24 protein-coding genes are annotated in these 20,707 nt (G+C 70.1%); 13 read left to right on the top strand and 11 right to left on the bottom strand.

Annotation, left to right across the window (positions count from 1 at the left end):
* Positions 1 to 12: 12 nt before the first annotated feature.
* Entirely contained in the window at positions 13 to 597 is a 585-nt protein-coding gene (locus tag MICNX66_RS05440) for a 1-acyl-sn-glycerol-3-phosphate acyltransferase (RefSeq protein ID WP_187663621.1), read from the top strand.
* A gap of 4 nt (positions 598 to 601) precedes the next feature.
* Here MICNX66_RS05440 and MICNX66_RS05435 read toward each other — a convergent pair whose 3' ends face one another.
* Positions 602 to 805, bottom strand: a complete 204-nt coding sequence (locus MICNX66_RS05435; protein ID WP_187663620.1) for a hypothetical protein — start codon at positions 803 to 805, stop codon at positions 602 to 604.
* Between the two features lie 81 nt (positions 806 to 886).
* On the opposite strand from MICNX66_RS05435, the gene MICNX66_RS05430 reads away from it, so the two are divergent.
* Positions 887 to 1,432 carry a DUF6328 family protein gene (locus MICNX66_RS05430; RefSeq protein WP_187663619.1) on the top strand — a complete coding sequence of 182 codons (546 nt, stop codon included), beginning with the start codon at positions 887 to 889 and terminating at the stop codon, positions 1,430 to 1,432.
* Between the two features lie 34 nt (positions 1,433 to 1,466).
* Here the strand turns inward: MICNX66_RS05430 and MICNX66_RS05425 are convergent, their stop codons facing one another.
* On the bottom strand, positions 1,467 to 2,027 hold the full coding sequence (locus tag MICNX66_RS05425) for a Dps family protein (protein ID WP_187663618.1): 561 nt from the start codon (positions 2,025 to 2,027) through the stop codon (positions 1,467 to 1,469).
* 152 nt (positions 2,028 to 2,179) lie between these two features.
* Here MICNX66_RS05425 and MICNX66_RS05420 point away from each other — a divergent pair, with 152 nt between their 5' ends.
* Both MICNX66_RS05420 and MICNX66_RS05415 read left to right on the top strand, forming a co-directional pair.
* The gene (locus MICNX66_RS05420; protein WP_232089203.1) at positions 2,180 to 2,635 is read left to right on the top strand and encodes a GNAT family N-acetyltransferase; all 456 of its coding nucleotides are present in this window, start codon (positions 2,180 to 2,182) and stop codon (positions 2,633 to 2,635) included.
* Between the two features lie 107 nt (positions 2,636 to 2,742).
* On the top strand, positions 2,743 to 3,042 hold the full coding sequence (locus MICNX66_RS05415; RefSeq protein WP_060921362.1) for a hypothetical protein: 300 nt from the start codon (positions 2,743 to 2,745) through the stop codon (positions 3,040 to 3,042).
* 64 nt (positions 3,043 to 3,106) lie between these two features.
* On the opposite strand, the gene MICNX66_RS05410 is transcribed toward MICNX66_RS05415, so the two are convergent.
* Together MICNX66_RS05410 and MICNX66_RS05405 are read right to left on the bottom strand one after the other, a co-directional pair.
* Complete coding sequence (locus tag MICNX66_RS05410; protein WP_187663616.1) at positions 3,107 to 3,676, bottom strand: alpha/beta fold hydrolase; 570 nt, start codon at positions 3,674 to 3,676, stop codon at positions 3,107 to 3,109.
* Positions 3,677 to 3,820: 144 nt separating this feature from the next.
* Positions 3,821 to 5,218 (bottom strand): M20/M25/M40 family metallo-hydrolase, encoded by a 1,398-nt coding sequence (locus tag MICNX66_RS05405; protein ID WP_187663615.1) that lies wholly within the window; start codon positions 5,216 to 5,218, stop codon positions 3,821 to 3,823.
* Between the two features lie 201 nt (positions 5,219 to 5,419).
* Here MICNX66_RS05405 and MICNX66_RS05400 point away from each other — a divergent pair, with 201 nt between their 5' ends.
* From MICNX66_RS05400 to MICNX66_RS05375, 6 genes are all read left to right on the top strand, one after another.
* Positions 5,420 to 6,301, top strand: coding sequence for a manganese catalase family protein (locus MICNX66_RS05400; protein ID WP_085606628.1), 882 nt, complete (start codon positions 5,420 to 5,422; stop codon positions 6,299 to 6,301).
* Between the two features lies 1 nt (position 6,302).
* Positions 6,303 to 7,343: an SDR family oxidoreductase gene (locus tag MICNX66_RS05395; protein WP_187663614.1), complete on the top strand. Its 1,041-nt coding sequence runs from the start codon at positions 6,303 to 6,305 to the stop codon at positions 7,341 to 7,343.
* A 157-nt stretch (positions 7,344 to 7,500) separates the two neighbouring features.
* The gene (locus MICNX66_RS05390; RefSeq protein ID WP_187663613.1) at positions 7,501 to 9,861 is read left to right on the top strand and encodes a glycoside hydrolase family 65 protein; all 2,361 of its coding nucleotides are present in this window, start codon (positions 7,501 to 7,503) and stop codon (positions 9,859 to 9,861) included.
* Between the two features lie 84 nt (positions 9,862 to 9,945).
* Complete coding sequence (locus MICNX66_RS05385) at positions 9,946 to 10,203, top strand: hypothetical protein (protein ID WP_060923504.1); 258 nt, start codon at positions 9,946 to 9,948, stop codon at positions 10,201 to 10,203.
* Between the two features lie 8 nt (positions 10,204 to 10,211).
* Positions 10,212 to 10,694: a BLUF domain-containing protein gene (locus MICNX66_RS05380; protein ID WP_187663612.1), complete on the top strand. Its 483-nt coding sequence runs from the start codon at positions 10,212 to 10,214 to the stop codon at positions 10,692 to 10,694.
* Complete coding sequence (locus MICNX66_RS05375) at positions 10,691 to 10,975, top strand: hypothetical protein (RefSeq protein ID WP_187663611.1); 285 nt, start codon at positions 10,691 to 10,693, stop codon at positions 10,973 to 10,975. The genes MICNX66_RS05380 and MICNX66_RS05375 overlap by 4 nt, the downstream gene beginning before the upstream one ends.
* On the opposite strand, the gene MICNX66_RS05370 is transcribed toward MICNX66_RS05375, so the two are convergent.
* The 3 genes from MICNX66_RS05370 to MICNX66_RS05360 form a co-directional block, all read right to left on the bottom strand.
* A complete protein-coding gene (locus MICNX66_RS05370) occupies positions 10,972 to 12,414 on the bottom strand; it encodes a GTP pyrophosphokinase (protein ID WP_187663610.1) in 1,443 nt (480 codons plus the stop codon). The two genes, MICNX66_RS05375 and MICNX66_RS05370, sit on opposite strands and share 4 nt — an antisense overlap.
* Positions 12,415 to 12,489: 75 nt before the next feature.
* Complete coding sequence (ychF, locus tag MICNX66_RS05365) at positions 12,490 to 13,563, bottom strand: redox-regulated ATPase YchF (RefSeq protein WP_187663609.1); 1,074 nt, start codon at positions 13,561 to 13,563, stop codon at positions 12,490 to 12,492.
* 114 nt (positions 13,564 to 13,677) lie between these two features.
* Positions 13,678 to 14,418 carry a class I SAM-dependent methyltransferase gene (locus MICNX66_RS05360; RefSeq protein WP_187663608.1) on the bottom strand — a complete coding sequence of 247 codons (741 nt, stop codon included), beginning with the start codon at positions 14,416 to 14,418 and terminating at the stop codon, positions 13,678 to 13,680.
* Between the two features lie 59 nt (positions 14,419 to 14,477).
* Here MICNX66_RS05360 and MICNX66_RS05355 point away from each other — a divergent pair, with 59 nt between their 5' ends.
* Both MICNX66_RS05355 and MICNX66_RS05350 read left to right on the top strand, forming a co-directional pair.
* Positions 14,478 to 15,071 carry an exonuclease domain-containing protein gene (locus MICNX66_RS05355; protein ID WP_187663607.1) on the top strand — a complete coding sequence of 198 codons (594 nt, stop codon included), beginning with the start codon at positions 14,478 to 14,480 and terminating at the stop codon, positions 15,069 to 15,071.
* A 51-nt stretch (positions 15,072 to 15,122) separates the two neighbouring features.
* Complete coding sequence (locus MICNX66_RS05350; RefSeq protein ID WP_187663606.1) at positions 15,123 to 16,391, top strand: DNA recombination protein RmuC; 1,269 nt, start codon at positions 15,123 to 15,125, stop codon at positions 16,389 to 16,391.
* A 32-nt stretch (positions 16,392 to 16,423) separates the two neighbouring features.
* Here MICNX66_RS05350 and MICNX66_RS05345 read toward each other — a convergent pair whose 3' ends face one another.
* Positions 16,424 to 16,711, bottom strand: coding sequence for a hypothetical protein (locus tag MICNX66_RS05345; protein WP_187663605.1), 288 nt, complete (start codon positions 16,709 to 16,711; stop codon positions 16,424 to 16,426).
* Between the two features lie 171 nt (positions 16,712 to 16,882).
* Positions 16,883 to 17,869: a class II fructose-bisphosphatase gene (glpX, locus tag MICNX66_RS05340; protein WP_060922697.1), complete on the bottom strand. Its 987-nt coding sequence runs from the start codon at positions 17,867 to 17,869 to the stop codon at positions 16,883 to 16,885.
* 187 nt (positions 17,870 to 18,056) lie between these two features.
* On the opposite strand from glpX, the gene fbaA reads away from it, so the two are divergent.
* Positions 18,057 to 19,085, top strand: coding sequence for a class II fructose-bisphosphate aldolase (fbaA, locus tag MICNX66_RS05335; protein WP_187663604.1), 1,029 nt, complete (start codon positions 18,057 to 18,059; stop codon positions 19,083 to 19,085).
* Between the two features lie 64 nt (positions 19,086 to 19,149).
* Here fbaA and MICNX66_RS05330 read toward each other — a convergent pair whose 3' ends face one another.
* A complete protein-coding gene (locus MICNX66_RS05330) occupies positions 19,150 to 19,683 on the bottom strand; it encodes a DUF6264 family protein (RefSeq protein ID WP_187663603.1) in 534 nt (177 codons plus the stop codon).
* Positions 19,684 to 19,915: 232 nt separating this feature from the next.
* Positions 19,916 to 20,707, bottom strand: coding sequence for an IclR family transcriptional regulator (locus tag MICNX66_RS05325; RefSeq protein ID WP_187663602.1), 792 nt, complete (start codon positions 20,705 to 20,707; stop codon positions 19,916 to 19,918).

The raw sequence follows: 20,707 nt of genomic DNA, 5'->3' as shown, positions 1-20,707 counted from the left end.
TAATCTGGACGGATGCTCCGACGATTCCTCGCCCGCGTGTACTGGGCCGTCAGCCGGTGGACCCTCGTCGCCGACGCCGCGCCGACGCGACCGACCGTCCTGATCGGCGCCCCGCACACCTCGAACTGGGATTTCGTGCTCATGCTCGCGATCGCGTGGCGCCTCGGCATCGACGTGCACTGGCTGGGCAAGAAGAGCCTGTTCCGCGGCTGGCGGGGGCCGATCATGCGCGGGCTCGGGGGCATCGCCGTCGATCGCACGGATCCGGCGCGCGTCGTCGGCGAGGTCGTGGACCAGGTGCATGCCGGGACGGTGTTCGGCCTCGTCGTCACCCCCGACGGCACGCGGGGCGGCAACGAGTACTGGAAGAGCGGCTTCTACCGGATCGCGCGAGCCACCGGCATGCCGGTCACCCTCGGCTTCGTCGACCGCCACACGATGACGACGGGCCTCGGGCCGACGATCGACCTCACGGGCGACGTGGCCGCCGACATGGACCGGATCCGCGCGTTCTACGCCGACAAGCACGGCGTGCGCCCCGAGCGTCGCACGGAGCCGCGGCTGCGCGAGGAGACCGCCGAGCAGCCGGAGGGCTGACGTCTCAGTCCTCGTCGGGTGCGTGGTCCCGGGCGTACGCGAGGTCGTCGTCGGACAGCGACTCGATCATCCCCACCACCGCTCCGGTGATCTCCCGGATCTCCTCACGGACGTCCTCGTCGAGATGCCGCGACCCGCTGTCGATGACCGCGCGACGCGCATCGTCGGACAGCTCGGGCCACCATTCGTCGATCGGGGGAAGGGTCATCTCGGGTCCTTTCCTGAGGCCTGTCCATCCGGCAGCGCAAGGTTCTGGACAGCGGCGGATCGTGCCCACGAGACTATCGCCATGACAGCAGAATCCCGTGGCGGCGCCGACGAGCGCGACGACCGCGATGACGGCCGCGACGAGACCCCGAACGAGCGCGCGGACCGCAACTGGGAGGAGCTGCTGCAGGAACTGCGGGTGATGCAGACCGGCACGCAGATCCTCACCGGCTTCCTCCTCGCGGTGGCGTTCCAGCCGCGCTTCACCGATATGGACGAATTCCAGCGCGACCTGTATGTCGTGCTCGTGGCACTCGCGGCGGTCGCCACCATCCTCGCCCTCGCCCCCGTCGGCATCCATCGTGCCCTGTTCGGCAGCCGGCTGAAGCCTGAGCTCGTCCGGACGGCGGCGCGCCTGGTGAAGATCGACCTCTTCGTGATCGGCCCCCTCACGATCGGGGTCACGACGCTCATCGTGGACTTCACGGTCAGCCGCACCGCCGGGATCGTCGCGCTGATCGCCTCGCTCCTGCTCGTGGTCGGGCTGTGGATGGCGCTGCCCGGCCTGCTGCGGCGAGCCCGCGCGCGGGTCGGAGCAGACGAAGGACCGCCGCCCTCGTCGGCATGAGCGCGACGGGGGCGGCGGTCGGACAGCGGGCTGATCAGCGGCCGGCGGGGCTGCGGTTCTCCGCGCTCACCATCCACGCGAACTGCTCCAGGCGCTCGATGACGGCGTGCAGCAGATCCGCGGACGTGGGGTCTTCCTCGTCGACGGCGTCATGCACATCGCGCATCGTCCCGACTGCGGCTTCGAGGCGCGCGGTGACGAGGTCGATGGTCTCCGTCGTCGACACCTCACCGGTCGGGAACTCGGGGAGCGTCGTCGTCTTCGCGATCGTGGCGCTGCGCCCGTCAGGCACGGCGTGCAGGGCGCGCATGCGCTCCGCGATGGTGTCGCTGAACGTCCGGGCGTCCTCGATGATCTCGTCGAGCTGACGGTGGGTGTCGCGGAAGTTCCGTCCGACGACGTTCCAGTGGGCCTGCTTGCCCTGCAGCGAGAGTTCGAGAAGGTCGACGAGCACCGCCTGCAGGTTCGCCGCGAGGGTCGGGGATGCGGTGAACCCCTTCTCCGCATTCTGCTGGCGCGTGGTCTTGACGCCCGCCTTCGTCGCTCCGCTCTTGCTGCTGGAGCTTCCGGTCTTCTTGGTCTTCGTGTCTGCCATGGTGTGACCTCCTGCTGTCACGGTAGCCCCGCGGCACAGCCGATTCGAGGGGGTTGACACCCACCGGGCGGACCCCCGAACGTGAGGGAGGCGACAGGGCCATCGAGAGAGGCGGAACAGTGGGAACAGCAGCACAGGAGGATCGTCCCGAGGTGGTCATCGCGCCTCTCACCGCGGCGGATGCCGGAGAGGTGCTCACGATCCAGCGGGCGGCCTTCGTGTCCGAGGCGGCGATCTACGGCAGCGTCGACATGCCGCCGCTGACGCAGACGCTCGCCGAGATGGAGGCAGAGCTCACCTCGGAGAGCGGGCTCGGCGCACGGATCGACGGCCGCCTGGTGGGGGCGATCCGGTTCGTCGAGGACGACGACCTGCTCCTGATCGGGCGGATCGCGATCGCCCCCGACATGCAGGGCGAGGGCATCGGGAGGAAGCTCCTCGACGCGGCGGAGAAGGCCTCGGACGCCCGCGAGTCCGAGCTCTTCACCGGAAGCCTCAGCGAGGCGAACATCCGGCTGTACGAGTCCTGCGGCTACGAGGAGCGCGAGCGGGTGCCGCAGGGCGACGGCACCGCTCAGGTGTTCCTCCGCAAGCGGCTGCGAGGCTAAAGGCACCACCCCCGCAGGCGCAAGGGGGTCGAACGGATCCGGACGATGCGGAATCGTAGTCCGCACATGTCGCGACCGCGTCATGCCCCAACCGGAAAGGAGAGCTCATGCTCACCCTCACCGACAACGCCACCGCCATCGTGTCGACCCTCGTGAGTCGTCAGAACGACGCGCCGGCCGCTGGGCTGCGCATCCATACCGCCGAGGCGCAGGACGACACGGGCGCGGCCCGTCTCGCCGTCGCCGTGACCGCCGACCCGGAGCCCGCCGATCAGGTCGTCGAGCTGTCGGGCACCCGCCTGTTCCTCGACGAGGCCGCCGCCTCCGCCCTGGACGACAAGGTGCTCGACGCGGGCGTGGACGACGAGGGCTCCGTCTCCTTCGCCGTGCTCCCTCAGGTCGCCTGAGAGCTCAGACTTCGAACGCCGCGGCCGATCCGGCCGCGGCGTTCGCGTGTGCACAGGGTCGGGCTCAGTCCCAGTCGAGATACTCCTCGAGCACGACAGCCGTCTCGATGGGGTGCGTCATCGGGAAGAGGTGATCCCCGCCCTCGACGACCTTGATGCTGGCGCGTTCCGGAGCCATGGCGCGCACGCTCTCGGCGTTCGCGGGCGGGGTGACCTCGTCGGCCGTCCCCTGGATCAGCAGCACCGGGATGACCGGGGCGAGGGGGGTGTCCACGTCCTCCACGCCGAGGAGGGCCAGACCGTTCACGCGCTCCGGGTGAACGAGCGCGAACGACCGCGCGATCGTGCCGCCGAAGCCGTGCCCGCCGATCCACGTGTCGCCGAGGCCGATGTGGTCGATGACGGCGAGCGCGTCCGCGACGCGGTCCTCGACCGAGATCTCTGCGTCATCCGCGCGATGGCCGATCCGCACCACGTGGAATCCGGCCTCCTCCGCCAGGTAGTGACCGACCACTCCGAGCACGTCGGCGGCCAGGCCGCGCTCCTGGATGAGCACCAGCTTGACCGGCCCATCGCCCTCATCGACGAAGGGGATGGCGCGGCCCTCGGGCTCGAAGATCTGGGTGTCGGTCATCGGCGTCGTTCTCCTCAAGCCGTCGGTGTCAGGTTCGCAGGCGCCGTCCGCGCCGGGCTCCTGCGACCGGGCACCGGGCGGTGGCGCCTGCGTCCAGCGTAGCCCGCCGGGGGACGAGCCTCCTCCTCGCATCCCCCGGCGGAGTCATGAGGCGGCGGCGAGCTCGCGCCACAGATGCGCGAGGGTCGCAGCGCCGCGGACCAGCATGCGCAGATCGATGCTCTCGTCGCTCGCATGCCAGTGGTCCTCGGGCAGCCCGGTGCCGAGGAACACGACCGGGGCGCCGAGTTCCCGGGACAGCAGCTCGGCCGGCCCTCCCCCGGCGTTGCCCATCCTCCCCCGCACCGCGCGACCGTAACCGCGGGCGAGGGCCCGCTCCAGGGCGTCCCGATAGGGTCCGGGACGAGAGACATACGGTTCCTGCGCGATGTCCTCGTCGACCTCGAGGCGATACGTCGCCTCGGCGGGCATCACGTCGGCGATGAAGGCGCGGAGCGCGTCGGCGACGTCGTGGTTACGCTGATCGGCGACGGTTCGGATGCTCAGCGAGGCCATGGCCTCCCGCGGGATCACGGAGCGCTCGATGCCCTCCGGGTCTCCGGCGAGCAGCGAGATCACCTCGATGGCCGGGCGCACCCAGAGGCGCTCCTTCGGGGTGAAGCCCTCCTCCCCCACGATGACCCTGGTCTCGGTACGCCGCGTCCAGTCCTCGGGGTCGAAGGGCAACGCGTCCAGTTCCGCAGCGCGCTCGTCGCTGAGCGGGGCCACGCCGTCATGGAATCCGGGGATGGCGATCCCGCCGTCCTCGTCGTGCAGCTGCGCGAGCACGCGGGAGAGCACGAGGGCAGGATTCACCGTCACGCCGGAGGCGGCACCGCTGTGCACGTCCCGGTCGGGCCCCTGCACCGTGAGCGTCGCGGTGAGCGTCCCCCGCATCGAGGTGACCGGAGCCGGGGAGTCGACCTCCCACTGCAGGGTGTCGGAGAAGACGACGAGGTCGCACGCGAACCGGTCGGGGTCGGCCTCCAGGAGGTCCTTGAGGTGCGGGGAGCCGATCTCCTCCTCGCCGTCGATGAGCAGCTTGAGGTGCACCCCGGCTCCGACGCCGTCCACGGCCTCGACCGCCCGGTGCGCCCAGACGTGCGCGAGGGCCTGGCCCTTCGCGTCCGACGCGCCGCGCCCGTAGAGCCGCCCTTCTCGGAGCACCGGCGCGAACGGCGCCGTCTCGTTCCACTCCTCCGCCTTGGCGTGGCGGACGTCGTGGTGCGTGTAGACGAGGACCGTGGGTGACCCCGGCGCGCCCTCGCGCTCGGCGAACACGGTCACCGCATCGCCCGCCGGGAGCAGCGACGTCGTGAAGCCCGCGTCGCGCAGCTCTGCGGCGATCCAATGCGCGGATCGCACCCCGTCCATCCGACGCTCGGGGGCCGCCGAGACGGAGGGGATCTCGACCCAGGCCGACAGCCGCTCGACCATCTCAGCGAGGTGGGACTCGAGGAAGGCGTCGATCGCGTCCTGCGCTGCCGCCGTCTCCTCCGTCATGGGGACAGACTGCCGGGAGCGCCGGGGATACGGGCGGGGGTTGACGGCGTCGGCGCCGACCGGCTATCACCGCGGCGAAGTCCGATGTCGCGCGGGCCGAGAGTGATTGTCCCAGGCGCGTCGGGCTTTGGAAAGGCCCTGCGTGGATCGGCCGACCGGGCGTTGCATGGCCAGCCCATCCCCAGAAGAGAAAGGCTCGATATGTTCTTCCATCGACAGGAGCTCCAGTTCTCCGCGACGCCCGAGGCCCCGGACGCCGTCTACGCCCGCAAGCTGCAAGAGGTCCTCGGCGGGCAGTACGGCGAGATCACCGTCGCGCTGCAGTACCAGTTCCAGGCGTGGAACATGCACATCCCCGGCAAGTACCGCGACCTCGTCTTCGGCATCGGCGCCGAGGAGATGGGGCACGTCGAGATGCTCGCGGTCATGATCGCGCAGCTGCTCGAGAAGTCCCCGCTCGGCATCACGGAGGACGCCGTGCAGGATGACCCGACGGTCGCCGCCATCGTGGGCGGCACGGATGTGCAGCAGGGCATCGTCGCCGGTGCCGGCGCGCGTCCGGTCGACAGCAACGGCAACCCGTGGCAGGGCTCGTACATCACCGCCAGCGGCAACCTCCTCGCCGACTTCATGGCCAACGCGAACGCCGAGATGCAGGGCAGGGTGCAGGTCGCCCGGCTCTACCACATGACCGACGACCACGGCGTCCGGGATCTGCTGAGCTTCCTGCTGGCGCGCGACACGATGCACCAGAACCAGTGGCTCGCCGCGGCCGAGGAGCTGAAGGCCGAGGGCGCCGAGAAGCTCCCCGTGCCGAGCAACTTCCCGCTCTCCAAGGAGCACCGCGACGTGTCGTACCAGTACCTCAACTTCAGCGACGGTCCTGCCGCCGCGGAAGGCACCTGGGCATCCGGCCCCACGCCGGACGGACACGGCGAGTTCAGCTACCACGAGGGCCCGACGACCACGGCCGAGATGCCTCCGCCCACTCACCCGGACGCACGTTTCTACGGCACCACCGAGCTGCCGAACGTCGTGGAGAAGGTGGCCGGCGCCGCGCAGGACGCGCTCCACAAGGAGTGACATGCCGTCATCGGTCTCGCGGAAGGGACGGTCGCCGCGCACACGCGTACGGCGGCCGCCCCTCGACGCCCAGGTGGTGGTGGTCACCGGCGGCTCCCGCGGGATCGGCCGGGAGGCGGCCTTCGGCTTCGCCCGAGCGGGGGCATCCGTCGTCCTGCTCGCCCGCGGTGAGCAGGCGCTGACCGAGACGGTCGAGGAGATCGCCGCGGAGGGCGGGGACGTCCGCGGCGTCGTGTGCGACATCTCCGATCGCCGGGCGGTGCAGGACGCAGTCGACCAGATCACGCATGCGTTCGGCCGGATCGACACCTGGGTGGGCAACGCGGGGGTGCTCCTCTACGCCCCCGTCGCCGACACCACCCCCGAGGAGCTCCGCCGGATCCTCGACGTCAACGTCGTCGGACAGCTCAACGGCCTCCAGGCGGCGCTGCCGGCGCTCCGGCACTCGCGCGGGACCATCATCGTGGTGAGCTCGGCCGAGGCGGTGGCGGCGATGCCGCTGCACGGGGCCTACGCCGCCTCGAAGCATGCGGTGGAAGGAGCGGTCGACGCCCTCCGCCGCGAACTGCGCGCCGAGCGCGCGCCCGTCACGATCACCGTCGTCCGTCCCGCCGTCATCGACACCCCGATCTACCGCCACGCCCGCAGCCGCATGACGTATCGCCCGAGCGGACCGCATCCGCACTACCGCGCCCGGTCCGTCGCGCGGGCGATCGTCTACGCCGCCGTCCATCCGGCCCGCACGATCCACGTCGGCGGTGGCGCCCTGCTGCTCACCGGGGTCCAGCGGATCGCGCCCGGTCTTCTCGATGCGGCGCTCGGCCGGTTCGGGTTCCGGATGATGCGCACGAACGAGAGCGCCCCTGCGCAGTTCGGGAACCTCGTCGGTCCACTCCGCGACACCGATCAGCGGGGCGGGCTGCCGCACCGCGGACGGGGCAGCATCACGACCTGGCTGCGTGTGCACCCCGGGTGGCGGACCGTGGCGGTCGCGGGCGTCCTCGGCGCGGTACTGGTGCCCTGGCGCCGCTCGCGCCGCTGAGCACCTACCCGACCGGCTCGGCGCCGCGCAACTCCCTCGTGCCGACGCGTGGGCACGGATACCGTCGAGGCACACGGTCTCCGGCAGAAGGGAACTCCATGCTCCTCGGCATCCTCACCTCCTCCTCGGACGGGCGCCCCGAGGGTCGGGCGCGCCGATGACGGCGCGCTTCACCGTCGAACCGTGGGCCGTCGGCATCGAGAGCGTCGACACCGCCCATCTCGCGCAGGAGGAGTCCGTCTTCGGTCTCTCCAACGGCCACGTCGGCTGGCGCGGGAACCTCGACGAGGGTGACCCGCGAGGCGTCGCGGGAAGCTACCTCAACGGCGTGTTCGAAGAGCATCCGATGCCGTATGCCGAGGACGGGTACGGGTACCCCGAGACCGGACAGACGGTGATCAATGTCCCGAACGGGCAGCTCATCCGCCTGCTGGTGGGCGACGAGCCGTTCGACGTCGAGCACGGGGCGGTGCACACGCACACCCGCCGCCTCGACCTCCGCGACGGCACCCTGCACCGGGAGGTCGACTGGGAATCGGCGGAGGGCCGTCGCGTGCACATCACGTCGACCCGTCTGGTCTCCCTCGAGCACCGGTCGCTGGCCGCCGTGCGCTACCGCGTGACAGCGGTCGACGGCGCACTCGCGATCACCGTGCTGTCCGAGCTGCTCGCGAACGAACCGCTTCCCACGACCCACGACGACCCGCGCGTGCAGGAGCTCCTCGCCCGCCCGCTGGAAGCCGTCGCGGGATCGGAGCGCGGCGCGCGGAGCACGCTGCTGCATCGCACCCGGCGCAGCGGCCTGCGCGTCGCGGTGAGCGCTGACCACATCGTGCGCGTCTCCGGAGAGGGCGCTCCGGAGGTGACGACCGAGGTCGACGACGACCTGGCACGCACGCGCATCCGCGTGGACCTCGCGCCCGGCGAGGAGCTCGAGGTCGTCAAGCTCATCGGACACGAGTGGTCGGCCACCCTCGCGCCGCAGACGCTGCGGGACCGCGCGGAGGAGGCCGTGGAGGAAGCCGCTCGTCTGGGCTGGGAGGCGCTGATGGCGGGTCAGCGCGCGGTCCTCGATCGGTACTGGGAGTGCGGTGACGTCCGTATCGACGGCGATGCGCGGCTGCAGCAGGCCGTGCGCTTCGCGCTGTTCCAGGTGTTCCAGGCGTCGGCGAGAGCCGAAGCCCGATCCGTGCCGGGCAAGGGCCTCACCGGCTCCGGTTACGAGGGCCACACGTTCTGGGACTTCGAGGCGTTCGTGCTCCCCGTGCTCACCTCGACCGCTCCCGATGCCGCGCTCCAGGCACTGCGCTGGCGTCATGCGACGCTCGATCACGCCAGGGAGCGGGCGCGCACGCTCGGCCTGCGCGGCGCCTCCTTCGCCTGGCGCACGATCGACGGCCGGGAGAGCTCCGGCTACTGGCCCGCGAGCACGGCGGCCTTCCACATCAACGCCGCCGTCGCAGGTGCCGTGATGCACTACGTCCGCACGACGGGTGACCAGGACTTCGAGCGGGAGGGGGGCACGGAGATCCTCGTCGAGACGGCGCGCCTCTGGCTGTCCCTCGGGCGCGGGGATGACGACGGCGGCTTCCACATCGACGGCGTCACCGGCCCGGACGAGTACACCGCCGTCGTCGACGACAACGTCTACACGAACCTCTCCGCGCGCCGGAACCTCCGGGGGGCGGCGGCTGCCGCCCGACGGCACCCGGAGGTCGCCGCAGCGCTGGGAGCGGACGAGGAGGAGGTCGCCGCCTGGGAGGCCGCGGCCGACGCCATGACCGTGCTCTACGACGAAGAGCGACAGGTGCACCCGCAGTCGGCGGGCTTCACCGCGCACGCCCGGTGGGACTTCGACGCCACGGCGCCCGACGAGTATCCGTTGCACAGCCACTTCCCGTATTTCGACATCTACCGCAAGCAGGTGCTGAAGCAGGCCGACCTCGTGCTGGCGCTCTACACCTCCCACGAAGAGTTCACCTGGGAGGAGAAGGCCAGGGCGTTCGCCTATTACGACGCCCTGACCGTGCGAGACTCCTCGCTCTCCGCGGCCGCTCAGGCCGTGATCGCCGCCGAGGTCGGGCATCTCGAACTGGCATCGGCCTATCTGGCCGAGCTCGCTGCCCTCGACCTGGACGACCTCCACGGCAACACCGACGAGGGACTGCACATCGCGGCACTCGCCGGCATCTGGACGGGCGTGACGGCCGGCTACGGGGGTATGCGGGAGGGAGACCACGGCCTGTCCTTCCGGCCGCAGCTTCCGGACGGCGTCACCCGTCTCGCGTTCGGAGTCCGGCTGCACGGCTGCATCCTGCACGTCGACATCGCACCGACGGAGACGACCTACCGACTGAGCGCCGGGGAGCCGGTGACGATCCGGCACGCCGACGAGGAGCTCGTCCTGCACGCCGGCGTTCCCGCGAGCCTGCCGACGCCGGACCGCGTCGAGCCGCTCACCCCGGCACCTGTGCCGCCGCGCTGGCGGGAACCGGGACGCCCGCGCGCCGGCGACTGAGGCCGCGCCGGGTCCGTGTGCCATATCGAGGCGGGTGCGCGCAAGGCCCGCGGCGATGTCGGCCGTCCACCGTAGGGTGGAGCCGTGCCTGATTCCCCCCACCCCGCATCGGATGTCCTCTGGGCGTGCGTCGAGGACGGCTTCCACGTCGGAAGCCGCGGCGGAGACTTCCTCGGCTACGTCGACCGTCAGCCGGACGGCCGCTTCGCCGCGTTCTCCGCGTCCGCGCAGCCGCTCGGCCTGCACGCCACGCTGAGCGACGCGACCACGGAGGTCGTCGCCCACGCCGGCCCGTCGGAGGGCGATGCCGCCCTCGGAACCCCGGAGCTGGTGCAGGGGTGACGGCGGCCATGACCGACGGGTTGCTCCGCCTCGTCTACACCAGCACGGCGGCGCAGCCGTTCCGTGAGACCGCCCTGGAGCAGCTTCTGGAGCAGTGCCGTCGGTCGAACGCGGCCCGCGACATCACCGGTCTCCTCCTGTTCCGCCAGGGGCGCTTCCTCCAGGTCCTCGAAGGACCGGTCGAGGCCGTGCGCCGACTCGTCGACACGATCGCGGACGATCCGCGTCACCACGCGATGCGCATCCTCCTGGAGACGCCGATCACCACCCGGCTCTTCTCCGACTGGTCGATGGGCTACCGGTCGTTCCGCGCGGGGAGCGCGGCCGCACCCAGGGGCTTCCGCGACTCCTTCGACGACCTCGTCGACGGCGCGGACGCCTCCACCATGGAGCGCGCCCTGTTCGAGCTCACCCTGTGGTTCCGCACCCGCTCCGGCGCTGCGGTCCCGATCCCTGCCGGCAGCGTCGAGGGCACCTCCCTCCGGGTATGAGCAGGCCCGCGGGCGGACCGGAGCCGTCGCTCATCCAGCAGCGCATGGCACTGGAACGGCGGCGGAACTGGGGCATCTACGCGATCGTGTTCTCGTCGGTGATGACGGTCGGCTGGACGGTCGCGTTCCTCCTCGATGCGCCCGCCGGGTTGTGGCGCGTTCTCAGCATCATCGTGTTCGCCGCCGGGATCGTCGTCGGTATCGTCGAGACCCGCCGCGCGAGGCGCGCGATCCGTGAGTTCGAGGACCGCCACGGGCCGGACGCCGGTGTACGGCACTAGTGAGGGCGTTCAGCCTCGTCGAGGCGCTCTTGACCTAAGGCTGGAAATCCATCCAGACCGTCAGCGACAACGACGTCGCCTCGTTGTACACGCAGATCGAACGGCTGTGCTCGCCGCAGCAGATCAGCCATCAGCCTTTCCGATGACTCCCGATTGAGGTTGGAAGCGACCCACACGGCCCCGCGACCGTCTACAAGAACTTCCTTCGCACGAGTCCCTGGGGGGAGATCAGAGCTCACGTCGATGAGCCCGTCGGTGACCACAGCTTCTCGTCCGCGATCACCGGCGATCATTCTTACGACCTCGCGTAGAGCGCCAACAGCGGTGTAAGGCCCCGCATTGAAGGTAGCCGACGGGGCACGGCTGGACAGAAGATAGGTGCGGTAGCGCGTCTTTCCTCGCAGCCGGTCGTATCGCCACTCCAGCTGCAGCGCGCGATGCCTGCCGTTTCCGGCGGATTTTGTGAGCTCAATGTACTCCTGCCCGAAATGAGCCAGGAGCTCATCGTCGAGGCGTCGCACGCGCGTTACCGGCACGCCGGAGTCCATGAGGGCACGCACTTGGTCGCTATCGACGTCCTCCAATGTCGCTTCCAGCTGGTCGATGCTCTGCAAACGGCACGCCCGGACCAGCTCGAGCCCGAACTCGACCCCCTTCGCGCTTCCCTCCGCATCATCAGAGAATCGCGACGCAAGAAAGCGGGCGAGGCTCTCGATGTCGAGGTCCGAAGGTGCTTCCGATGACGCCGAATCGCGAACTGGTCGCTCCTCGACGCGCGACACCTCGATATCGATCGTGGGTCGCGCAAGAATGCGATCGATCGCCACGAACGTCTCATCAAGCGCGCTTCTCGCGTCAGATGCGGCGCCGAACAGTCGATCGATCGTTTCCCTGTCCTGCACGCTGATCGAATGGTACGCGGCGCCTTTATACCGCCGCGCATGCTCAAACTCAGCCCACGCGTGTCCAGCGACGGTGCGGATCTGGACTTCGAGACCCCCGAAGGCAGTGAAGTATCGTTCGAGGTCTCCGCCCGACACCATCCAGTCGGAGTCCCTCTCCTCGGATTCGCCCGACACCACGATGTGAAGGCAATCGTAGCCTCGCAGATGGTCCGGTTTCTCTCGGCCAGGATTTCGGTCTTCGCCTGGCAGGACGGCAAAGCGGGTTCGGATGAGTTCACGGACTCGATCTCGGTCGGTATTGGAGTACGTGATGATGCGAAGGGCGACGATATCCGTAATCTGCGCCATCGGATCGTCGTACTGCTTCAACCGTTGCTTGCGCTGAAACGAGGCGATGGACTTAGCCCGAGCAGAGACGTCATGTGGCTGGATGCTCGACTCGGCGAGGAGACGCCGCACGTAGTTCTCGGCTTCGTTCGCCGCCCGCGGTAGCCAATCCCAGCTCGTGTAGTCCACGTCATCGACGCCGCTCATGCTTCTTGCGCTCCTTTGCCCCGGCAGACCTCCGGCGATCGAAGCCGTGGTCACCTCACCGTACTGGAGCGGAGCTTAGTTGTTGAAGCGGAACTCCACGACGTCGCCGTCCTGCATGACGTAGTCCTTGCCCTCCAGGCGCGCCTTGCCCTTGGACCGAGCCTCCTGCACGGAACCGGTCTCGACGAGGTCGTCGAACGACACGATCTCGGCCTTGATGAAGCCCTTCTCGAAGTCGGTGTGGATGACGCCGGCGGCCTGCGGGGCCTTCGATCCCTTGGGGATGGTCCAGGCGCGGGCTTCCTTCGGGCCTGCGGTGAGGTAGGTCTGCAGGCCGAGCGTGTCGAAGCCGATGCGGGCGAGCTGGTCGAGGCCCGACTCGTCCTGCCCCGTCGAGGCGAGGAGCTCGGCAGCGTCCTCGGGGTCGAGGTCCTTGAGCTCGGACTCGATCTTCGCGTCGAGGAAGATGGCCTGCGCCGGCGCGACGAGGGCGGCGAGCTCGGCCTTGCGGGCGTCGTCGGTCAGCACGGACTCGTCGACGTTGAAGACGAAGATGACGGGCTTGACCGTGAGGAGCCCGAGTTCGCGGATCGGCTCGAGGTCGAGGCCGCTGGTGGAGAGCAGAATTCCGCGCTCCAGCGCATCCTTGGCGGCCTTCGCGGCTTCGAGGACCGACGGGTCGATCTTCTTGCCCCGCACCTCCTTCTCGTACCGCGTGATGGCCTTCTCGACGGTCTGCAGGTCGGCGAGCATGAGCTCCGCGTTGATGGTCTCCATGTCCGACGCCGGGTTCACGGCACCGTCCACGTGCACGACGTCGTCGTCGGAGAACCCACGCACCACCTGGGCGATCGCGTCGGCCTCGCGGATGTTCGCGAGGAACTGGTTGCCCAGGCCCTCCCCCTCGCTCGCCCCTCGGACGATGCCCGCGATGTCGACGAACGACACGGCGGCGGGCAGGATGCGCTCGCTCCCGAAGATCTCGGCGAGCTTCTCGAGCCGCGGGTCGGGCAGGTTCACCACGCCGACGTTCGGCTCGATCGTCGCGAACGGGTAGTTCGCCGCGAGCACGTCGTTCTTGGTGAGAGCGTTGAAGAGGGTGGACTTGCCGACGTTGGGCAGGCCGACGATACCGATAGTGAGAGCCACGGGGAACGAGTCTACCTGCGCCGCCCTCCCCCGCCTCACCCTCGCGAGCGCAGGCACCCACGCGGGATCAGGCGGGAGTGCGCGAAAGGTGCCTGATACGGCGCGGGCGCCTGTTCAGCCGCGGGTCGCGCGGAACGCCCTCGTCACGTACGGCACCTCGACCGTGTCGTCCCCGTGCAGGCCGAGCTCGTCGAACAGCGCGTCCATCTCGCGACGGATCCGGTCCTTCTCGGCCTCGTCGGCGGTGATCACGGCGCTGCGCGACGCGGCCATGCGGTGCAGGAGCTCCCGCGTCATGGGGCGCGACCACTCCCAGCGTTCCTGGGCCAAGGAGCCGAACGGCTCCGCCACCACGGGGTCGCCGGCCGCGAGCATGATCTCGGCGTTGCTGCCGTGCATGATGTCGGTGAGCCGCTTCACCCAGTCCACGCGCTCGTCACGGAGGTTCCAGACGAGTCCCAGTACACCGCCCGGCCGCACCGCACGACCGATCTCCGCGGATGCGGCGACGGGCTCGACCCAGTGCCATGCCTGACCGAGCACCACGGCGTCCACGCTCGCGTCCGGCAGTGGGAGCTCCTCGGCGGTCCCGACGAAAGTGGGGACCCCTGGTACGGCCTCGCGAAGCGCGGCGAGCATCGCGGGGTCCGCGTCGATCGCCACGACCTCGGCGTCCGCAGCCGCGACGAGCGCCCGCGTGAGCTTGCCGGTCCCGGCGCCGACGTCGGCGACCCGACGCGCACCGTCCGCCATCGGCTCCAACATCCAGGCGACCGCCTCGAACGGGTACTCGGGCCGTCCGGCCTCGTAGCTTCCGGCCGCCGCACCGAAGGACCTCGCCAGTTCGTCCGCCATGTGGCCAGCATACGGCGAGCCTGCACAGCGACGTCGGAGGCCCGGGAGAGAGTGAGGACGTGCCACTGGACTTCACTGCGATCGACTTCGAGACCGCGAACTCCAGCCCGGCCTCCGCGTGTTCCGTGGGACTCGTGCGGGTGCGGGACGGGAAGGTCGTCGCCACCGCGAACTGGCTGATCCAGCCTCCGCCCGGCCATGACGAGTTCCAGGAGTGGAACGTCCGCATCCACGGCATCCGCCCCGAGCACGTGCTCTCGGCGGACACGTGGGTCGACCAGTTCGAACGGCTCTGCGCCTTCGCCGGAGCGGACGTGCTCGTGGCTCACAACGCCGGCTTCGATCTCAACGTGCTGCGTCGGGCGACGGAGGTCACGGGCCAGATCTGCCCGCCGTACCGTTCGCTGTGCAGCCTCCAGGTGGCGCGGAAGACCTATCAGCTCGACTCGTACCGCCTTCCGCTCGCCGCCGCGGCGGCAGGGTATGCGGAGTTCTCGCATCACGACGCGCTCGCGGATGCGCTCGCCTGCGCACAGATCATCGTCGACGCGGCCGCCCGCGCCGGCGCCTTCGACGTGTTCGGGCTCGCCGACGCCCTCGGCCTCCGCGTCACCGAGCCCGCCGTGCCGGCGCTGGAGCGCGCCGTCGCCTGACGCGCCTCGCCGCCTCCCGGCGATGTCGGAGGCCCTCGGCATCATGGAGCCATGGATGCCCTGTCGATCGTTCTCCTGCTCGCGGCCCTCGCCGCGGGCGTCGCTCTCGGCTGGTTCCTCCGAGCCGGACGGAGCGCCGCCGACATCGCGCGCACGCAGGCTGAGCTCGCGGCGGCGCGAGACGACCGCGACCGCCAGTACGACCTCTACCGGGACGCGGTCGAACACGCCCGCTCCGAGCAGCGGGCGGAAGCGCAGCGTGTCCAGCAGCAGAACGCCGTGCTGCAGGCCCTGGCGCCGGTGCGCGAGAGCCTCCAGCAGATGCAGTCCAAGGTCGCTGCGATCGAGAGCGAACGGCAGGCGCAGTTCGGCACGCTCGCCGAGCAGCTCCGACGTGCCCAGGAGTCCGATGAAGCGCTCCGCGCGACGACCGAGTCGCTCGCCGGCGCGCTGCGCTCCACGTCCACGCGCGGCGTCTGGGGCGAGACCCAGCTGCGACGCGTCGTCGAGGCCGCGGGGCTGACCAGGCACGTCGACTTCGATCTGCAGGCGGCGATCACCTCCGACCGCGGCCAGGGGCGCCCCGACATGGTGGTCCGCCTGCCGGGCGGCACGTCGATCGCCGTGGACGCGAAGGTGCCGCTCGACGCCTATCTCGAGGCGTCGGCGCTGCCCGCAGGCGACGCCCACGAACCGCAGCGTCGTGCCCACATGCAGAAACACGTCCGTGCGGTCCGCGCGCACGTCGACGCCCTCGCCAAGAAGGCCTACTGGTCAGGCCTCGACGCGAGCCCGGAGTTCGTCATCTGCTTCCTGCCGAGCGAGTCGCTGCTGGCCGCCGCCATCGACGAGGACCCGACGCTGCTCGACTACGCCTTCAGCCGCCGCGTGGCGCTCGCCTCCCCCGTGAACCTCTGGGCGGTCCTCAAGACGGTCGCGTACACGTGGACGCAGCAGGAGGTGTCCACCGAGGCCCGGAGCCTGCTGGCGCTCGGCACGCAGCTGTACGAGCGCCTCGGCACGCTCGCGGGTCATGCCGACGACCTGCGGCGGGCGATCGAACGTACGGTCGACAGCTACAACCGCTTCGCCGGATCTCTGGAGTCCCGGATTCTCGTCACCGCCCGCCAGTTCCCCGGCGTCGATGCGGAGGCCTTGGCACCGGTCCCGGCGATCACCGCGGACGGACGGCGCTTCACCGCGCCGGAGCTCCTGGTCCCGACCGAGGCCGAAGACGCCGCCGACGCGATGCAGGCTGATGTCGGCGAGGTTCGCGCGCGTCTGGATCACGCCGCCGCGCTTCCCGACCGGGAGGACTGACAGCGGCGACGGATCGACCGGCCGCGAGGGCGTCAGGCGACGCCGGGAACGCCGCTGAGCAGCAGGATGACGAGGCCGCTCGTAGCGAGGAAGGCGCCGATCATCCACCAGGCACTGACCTCGTGCCCCTCGGCGCGGCGGACGCGGAACAGCACGTCGGCGCGGCGAGCCGGATCGACGGCCGGCTGCGCGACGGGTGCCGGCGGGGCCACGGCCGCCGCTTCGGCATCGGCGCTCACCCGGAGGATGCGTCCGGTGTTCGTCGTGATGATCTTGGTCGGCGCGGCGCTCTTCGAGCCGCTCGTGTGCTGCGTTGTCATGCGTTCGCCCTCCTGTGCCTGCGGTGCCTGGCGGCTCCGTCGACGGCGACAAACCCAGTGACAATTGTGACACGACGGCTCGCCGAACCGGGGCCGACCCGTGGAGGAGGCGATACCGGGTCGGTAACGATGGCGGGAATCCGGCCCACGATCATCACCGCGGGAGAGGCCTCACAGCCACTTCGAGACGAGGTGCTCCGACGCGATGCGGCGCAGAGTTCCGGAGGCTCCTCGCAGGACCACGCTCTCGGTGTAGACGTAGCCGCGCTCGCGCCGCACACCGGCCACGAGCTGGCCGTCCGTGACACCCGTCGCGACGAAGATCGTGTTGTTCCCCTGCACCAGGTCGTCGGCTTCGTAGACCTTGTCCATGTCGAGCCCCGCGTCGATGCCGCGCTGGCGCTCGTCGTCGTCCCGCGGCCAGAGCCGACCCTGGATATGACCGCCAAGGGCCTTGATCGCACACGCGGTGACGATGCCCTCGGGGCTGCCGCCGACCCCCACGCACATGTCCGTGCGGGCGTCGTGCCGGGCGGCGTTGATGCCGCCGGCGACATCGCCGTCGCTCATGAGGCGGGTTCCGGCTCCGGCGTCGCGGATCTCCTGGATGAGCTGCTCGTGCCGGGGGCGGTTGAGCACCGACACCACGATCTCGTCCACCGGCTTGTCCAGCGCACCGGCGAGCTTGCGGATGTTCTCGCCGATGGGCAGACGGATGTCCACCACGCCCACACCGGCGGGCCCCGTGACGAGCTTGTCCATGTAGAAGACGCTGGAGGCGTCGAGCATCGTGTCGCGGTCGGACACGGCGATCACCGAGAGGGCGTTCTGCCGCCCGGCGGCGGTCAGCGACGTGCCGTCGATGGGGTCCACCGCGATGTCGCAGAGGGGCCCGCGACCGGTCCCGACGACCTCGCCGTTGAAGAGCATCGGGGCGTTGTCCTTCTCGCCCTCGCCGATCACCACGCGGCCCTGGAAGTCGACCGTCCCGAGGAAGGCCCGCATGGCGTCGACGGCCGCACCGTCAGCGGCCTCCTTCGCCCCGCGGCCGATGAACGGCACGGCTCGGATCGCCGCCGCCTCGGTCGCGCGCACCAACTCCATCGCGAGGTTGCGGTCAGGACGCAGCGGACTCAGGTCGGCAGTCAGACTCACCATGATTCCCAGCCTAGCCACGAGGAGGGCACCGATCGGCTCGTTTTCCGCTCGCAGACTATGAAGAAATCGCGGTTCTTAACACCGACGAAGGAGACCCACCGCCACGGCGTGCCTCGCCCTGCCGACGCCGCACACCCGCCCCGATAGAGTGGCAGCTGTCCCGGCTTCACCTACCGCAGGAGTTCTCATGCCCGTCGCCACCCCGGATCAGTACGCCGACATGCTCGACCGCGCGAAGGCAGGCGGCTTCGCGTACCCCGCGTTCAACGTCTCGAGCTCGCAGACGATCAACGCCGTCCTCCAGGGCCTGACCGAGGCCGGCTCCGACGGCATCATCCAGGTCACCACCGGTGGCGCCGACTACTTCGCCGGCCACACGGTCAAGGCGCGCGCGACCGGCGCCCTCGCCTTCGCCCGCTACGCCACCGAGGTCGCCAAGAACTACCCGGTCACCGTCGCCCTGCACACCGACCACTGCCCGAAGGACGCCCTCGCGGGCTTCGTCGAGCCGCTCATCGCCGCCTCGGAGGAAGAGGTCAAGGCCGGCCGCAACCCGATCTTCCAGTCCCACATGTGGGACGGCTCGGCGGTCCCGCTCGCCGAGAACATCGAGATCGCCAAGGAGCTGCTCCCCCGCATGAAGGCCATCAACGCTATCCTCGAGGTCGAGATCGGCGTCGTCGGCGGCGAGGAGGACGGCGTGCAGCACGAGGGCTCGAACGAGGCCCTCTACACGACCTTCGCCGACGTGGACCAGGCCGTGCAGGCACTGGGCCTCGGCGAGCAGGGCCGGTACATCGCCGCCCTCACCTTCGGAAACGTGCACGGCGTGTACAAGCCGGGCGGCGTGAAGCTGCGTCCCGAGCTGCTCGGCGAGATCCAGGCCGAGGTCGCCGCGAAGTACAACACCGGCGCCAAGCCCCTCGACCTCGTCTTCCACGGCGGCTCCGGTTCGACCGACGAGGAGATCGCGCTCGCGGTCGCCAACGGTGTCATCAAGATGAACATCGACACCGACACGCAGTACGCCTACACCCGTGCCATCGCCGACTACATGTTCAAGAACTACGACGGCGTGCTGAAGGTCGACGGCGAGGTCGGCAACAAGAAGCAGTACGACCCGCGCGCCTGGGGCAAGATCGCCGAGACGGCCATGGCCGCCCGCGTGGTCGAGTCGACCCGTCAGCTCGGCTCGTACGGCCAGTCGAAGAGCTGACCGTCCGCACGCACACGAAGGGGCCCGGCATCATGCCGGGCCCCTTTCGTGTCTGCGCGCGGGGTCAGCGGGTCCCGGTCGCCTGGTCGAGGTAGGCGATGAAGGCCGGATCGCCCATCATCGGTACGACGAGACAGAAGGCGGCGATGCCCACCGTGACCACCGCCCCGACGACCGGGAGCCACCATGTGACGCGGCCACGGCGCAGGCGACGGATGGACAGCGCCGCGGTGACGCACCAGCCGACAGCGAGCACCACGGCGGCGATGGTCCCCCACATGCGGCCCGCGGCGTAATTCGTGAACTCGCCCTCGATGCCCAGCATGCCCATGGTCTGGTTCATGACGGGAACGATGTCGAGGTAGGACAGACCGGTCACCACGACGTTGACGAGGCCGTAGGCGAGGAGTGCGATCGTCGCGAACCTGTCCACAGGGTGGGGGCGCGCCGGAGCGGACGTCTGCGGTGCGGCCGACGGTGCCGGCGCCGGGGACGGCGCCGTCGGTGCGACCACCTCCGCCAGGGGTGGAAGACCCGCGGCCCTCCGCTGCTCCTCTGGCGTGGCGAGTTCCCCGTAACGGGGGCGCTGGTCGGTCATCCCGCCATGGTATCGGCAGGGGCTCAGCGGGCCGTTCAGGGAATCGGGCCCCAACCGATAGCGGCCCCGGAGAAGTGGGGACTTCTCGGGGCCGCGGACGTGGAGCGCTGGGGACGCTCCTCATCCCGTTGGTCGCCGGCGCTGGGGACGCCGTAGGCGATCAGTAGGGCGTTGTCAGCCACTACGTCTTCGATCATAGGGAACCCGCGATGCCCGCACCAGGCCCCGGAATTCAGATGGTGAACTCCGCGTCCGGCCCGTCGGTGTCGAGGGCATCCGCCCCCAGCTGCAGCGAGAGCCGCCGCGCCGTGCGTTGCAGGTTCGACACCAGTCGGCGGTTGACGACGGCCCGGTCGGCGGGCAGGGAGACCGCCAGCGACGCCGTGACGCCGGGCGCGATGACGGGCACCGCGACGCACGTCGCGCCGATCGCGTACTCCTCCCGGTCGACCGCCCACCCGGGCGTCTGCTCGAGCTGGGTGAGGAGGGTCCGCCGATCGCTGATCGTCCGCGGCGTGAGCTCTTCGAGCCGGTGCCGGGAGAGGTAGTCCAGGCGATCCTCCTCGGAGAGCGCCGCGAGGATCTGTTTGCCGAGCGCGGTGGCGTGGGCACTGGCGTGCAGTCCCACCCAGAGCTCGATGCGCGGATTCCGCACGGAGTCCACGATGTCGACGAGGTGCATCTCCCCGTCCGCGTATCGGGAGAGGTAGGCCGTGGCGCCGACGTCCTCCGTCACTGCGCGCAGCGCGGCGCGCACCCGCGCCAGGAACACCCCGCGCGAGTCGATCTGCTGCTGGAACGACGGAAATCGGCCTCCCAGCACGAGTCCGTCCGGCTCTGCGCTCAGATACCCCTCATGCACCAGCGTGCGCACGAGGTTGTAGGTCGTTCCCGGCGTGAGTCCCGTGATCGACGAGAGCATCTTGGCCGGAAGAGGCCGTGGGGAGTTCGCGACGATGTCGACGAGGCGGAGCGCGCGTTGCACGGACCCGATGAGGGTCGGCTCCGCCTCCGCGGCGTTCAC

Source organism: Microbacterium sp. Nx66 (assembly GCF_904066215.1).
GTDB lineage: Bacteria > Actinomycetota > Actinomycetes > Actinomycetales > Microbacteriaceae > Microbacterium > Microbacterium meiriae.
The sequence above is the reverse complement of the archived record's forward strand: the minus strand, read 5'-3'. Positions and strand labels throughout refer to the sequence as shown.

What these genes read in the sequence shown, in the direction of transcription:
- MICNX66_RS05440 (WP_187663621.1), top strand. Translation starts at nt 13, where the DNA reads ATGCTCCGACGATTCCTCGCCCGCGTGTACTGGGCCGTCAGCCGGTGG.
- MICNX66_RS05435 (WP_187663620.1), bottom strand. Translation starts at nt 805, where the DNA reads ATGACCCTTCCCCCGATCGACGAATGGTGGCCCGAGCTGTCCGACGAT.
- MICNX66_RS05430 (WP_187663619.1), top strand. Translation starts at nt 887, where the DNA reads ATGACAGCAGAATCCCGTGGCGGCGCCGACGAGCGCGACGACCGCGAT.
- MICNX66_RS05425 (WP_187663618.1), bottom strand. Translation starts at nt 2,027, where the DNA reads ATGGCAGACACGAAGACCAAGAAGACCGGAAGCTCCAGCAGCAAGAGC.
- MICNX66_RS05415 (WP_060921362.1), top strand. Translation starts at nt 2,743, where the DNA reads ATGCTCACCCTCACCGACAACGCCACCGCCATCGTGTCGACCCTCGTG.
- MICNX66_RS05410 (WP_187663616.1), bottom strand. Translation starts at nt 3,676, where the DNA reads ATGACCGACACCCAGATCTTCGAGCCCGAGGGCCGCGCCATCCCCTTC.
- MICNX66_RS05405 (WP_187663615.1), bottom strand. Translation starts at nt 5,218, where the DNA reads ATGACGGAGGAGACGGCGGCAGCGCAGGACGCGATCGACGCCTTCCTC.
- MICNX66_RS05400 (WP_085606628.1), top strand. Translation starts at nt 5,420, where the DNA reads ATGTTCTTCCATCGACAGGAGCTCCAGTTCTCCGCGACGCCCGAGGCC.
- MICNX66_RS05395 (WP_187663614.1), top strand. Translation starts at nt 6,303, where the DNA reads ATGCCGTCATCGGTCTCGCGGAAGGGACGGTCGCCGCGCACACGCGTA.
- MICNX66_RS05390 (WP_187663613.1), top strand. Translation starts at nt 7,501, where the DNA reads ATGACGGCGCGCTTCACCGTCGAACCGTGGGCCGTCGGCATCGAGAGC.
- MICNX66_RS05380 (WP_187663612.1), top strand. Translation starts at nt 10,212, where the DNA reads ATGACCGACGGGTTGCTCCGCCTCGTCTACACCAGCACGGCGGCGCAG.
- MICNX66_RS05375 (WP_187663611.1), top strand. Translation starts at nt 10,691, where the DNA reads ATGAGCAGGCCCGCGGGCGGACCGGAGCCGTCGCTCATCCAGCAGCGC.
- MICNX66_RS05370 (WP_187663610.1), bottom strand. Translation starts at nt 12,414, where the DNA reads ATGAGCGGCGTCGATGACGTGGACTACACGAGCTGGGATTGGCTACCG.
- MICNX66_RS05360 (WP_187663608.1), bottom strand. Translation starts at nt 14,418, where the DNA reads ATGGCGGACGAACTGGCGAGGTCCTTCGGTGCGGCGGCCGGAAGCTAC.
- MICNX66_RS05350 (WP_187663606.1), top strand. Translation starts at nt 15,123, where the DNA reads ATGGATGCCCTGTCGATCGTTCTCCTGCTCGCGGCCCTCGCCGCGGGC.
- MICNX66_RS05345 (WP_187663605.1), bottom strand. Translation starts at nt 16,711, where the DNA reads ATGACAACGCAGCACACGAGCGGCTCGAAGAGCGCCGCGCCGACCAAG.
- glpX (WP_060922697.1), bottom strand. Translation starts at nt 17,869, where the DNA reads ATGGTGAGTCTGACTGCCGACCTGAGTCCGCTGCGTCCTGACCGCAAC.
- fbaA (WP_187663604.1), top strand. Translation starts at nt 18,057, where the DNA reads ATGCCCGTCGCCACCCCGGATCAGTACGCCGACATGCTCGACCGCGCG.
- MICNX66_RS05330 (WP_187663603.1), bottom strand. Translation starts at nt 19,683, where the DNA reads ATGACCGACCAGCGCCCCCGTTACGGGGAACTCGCCACGCCAGAGGAG.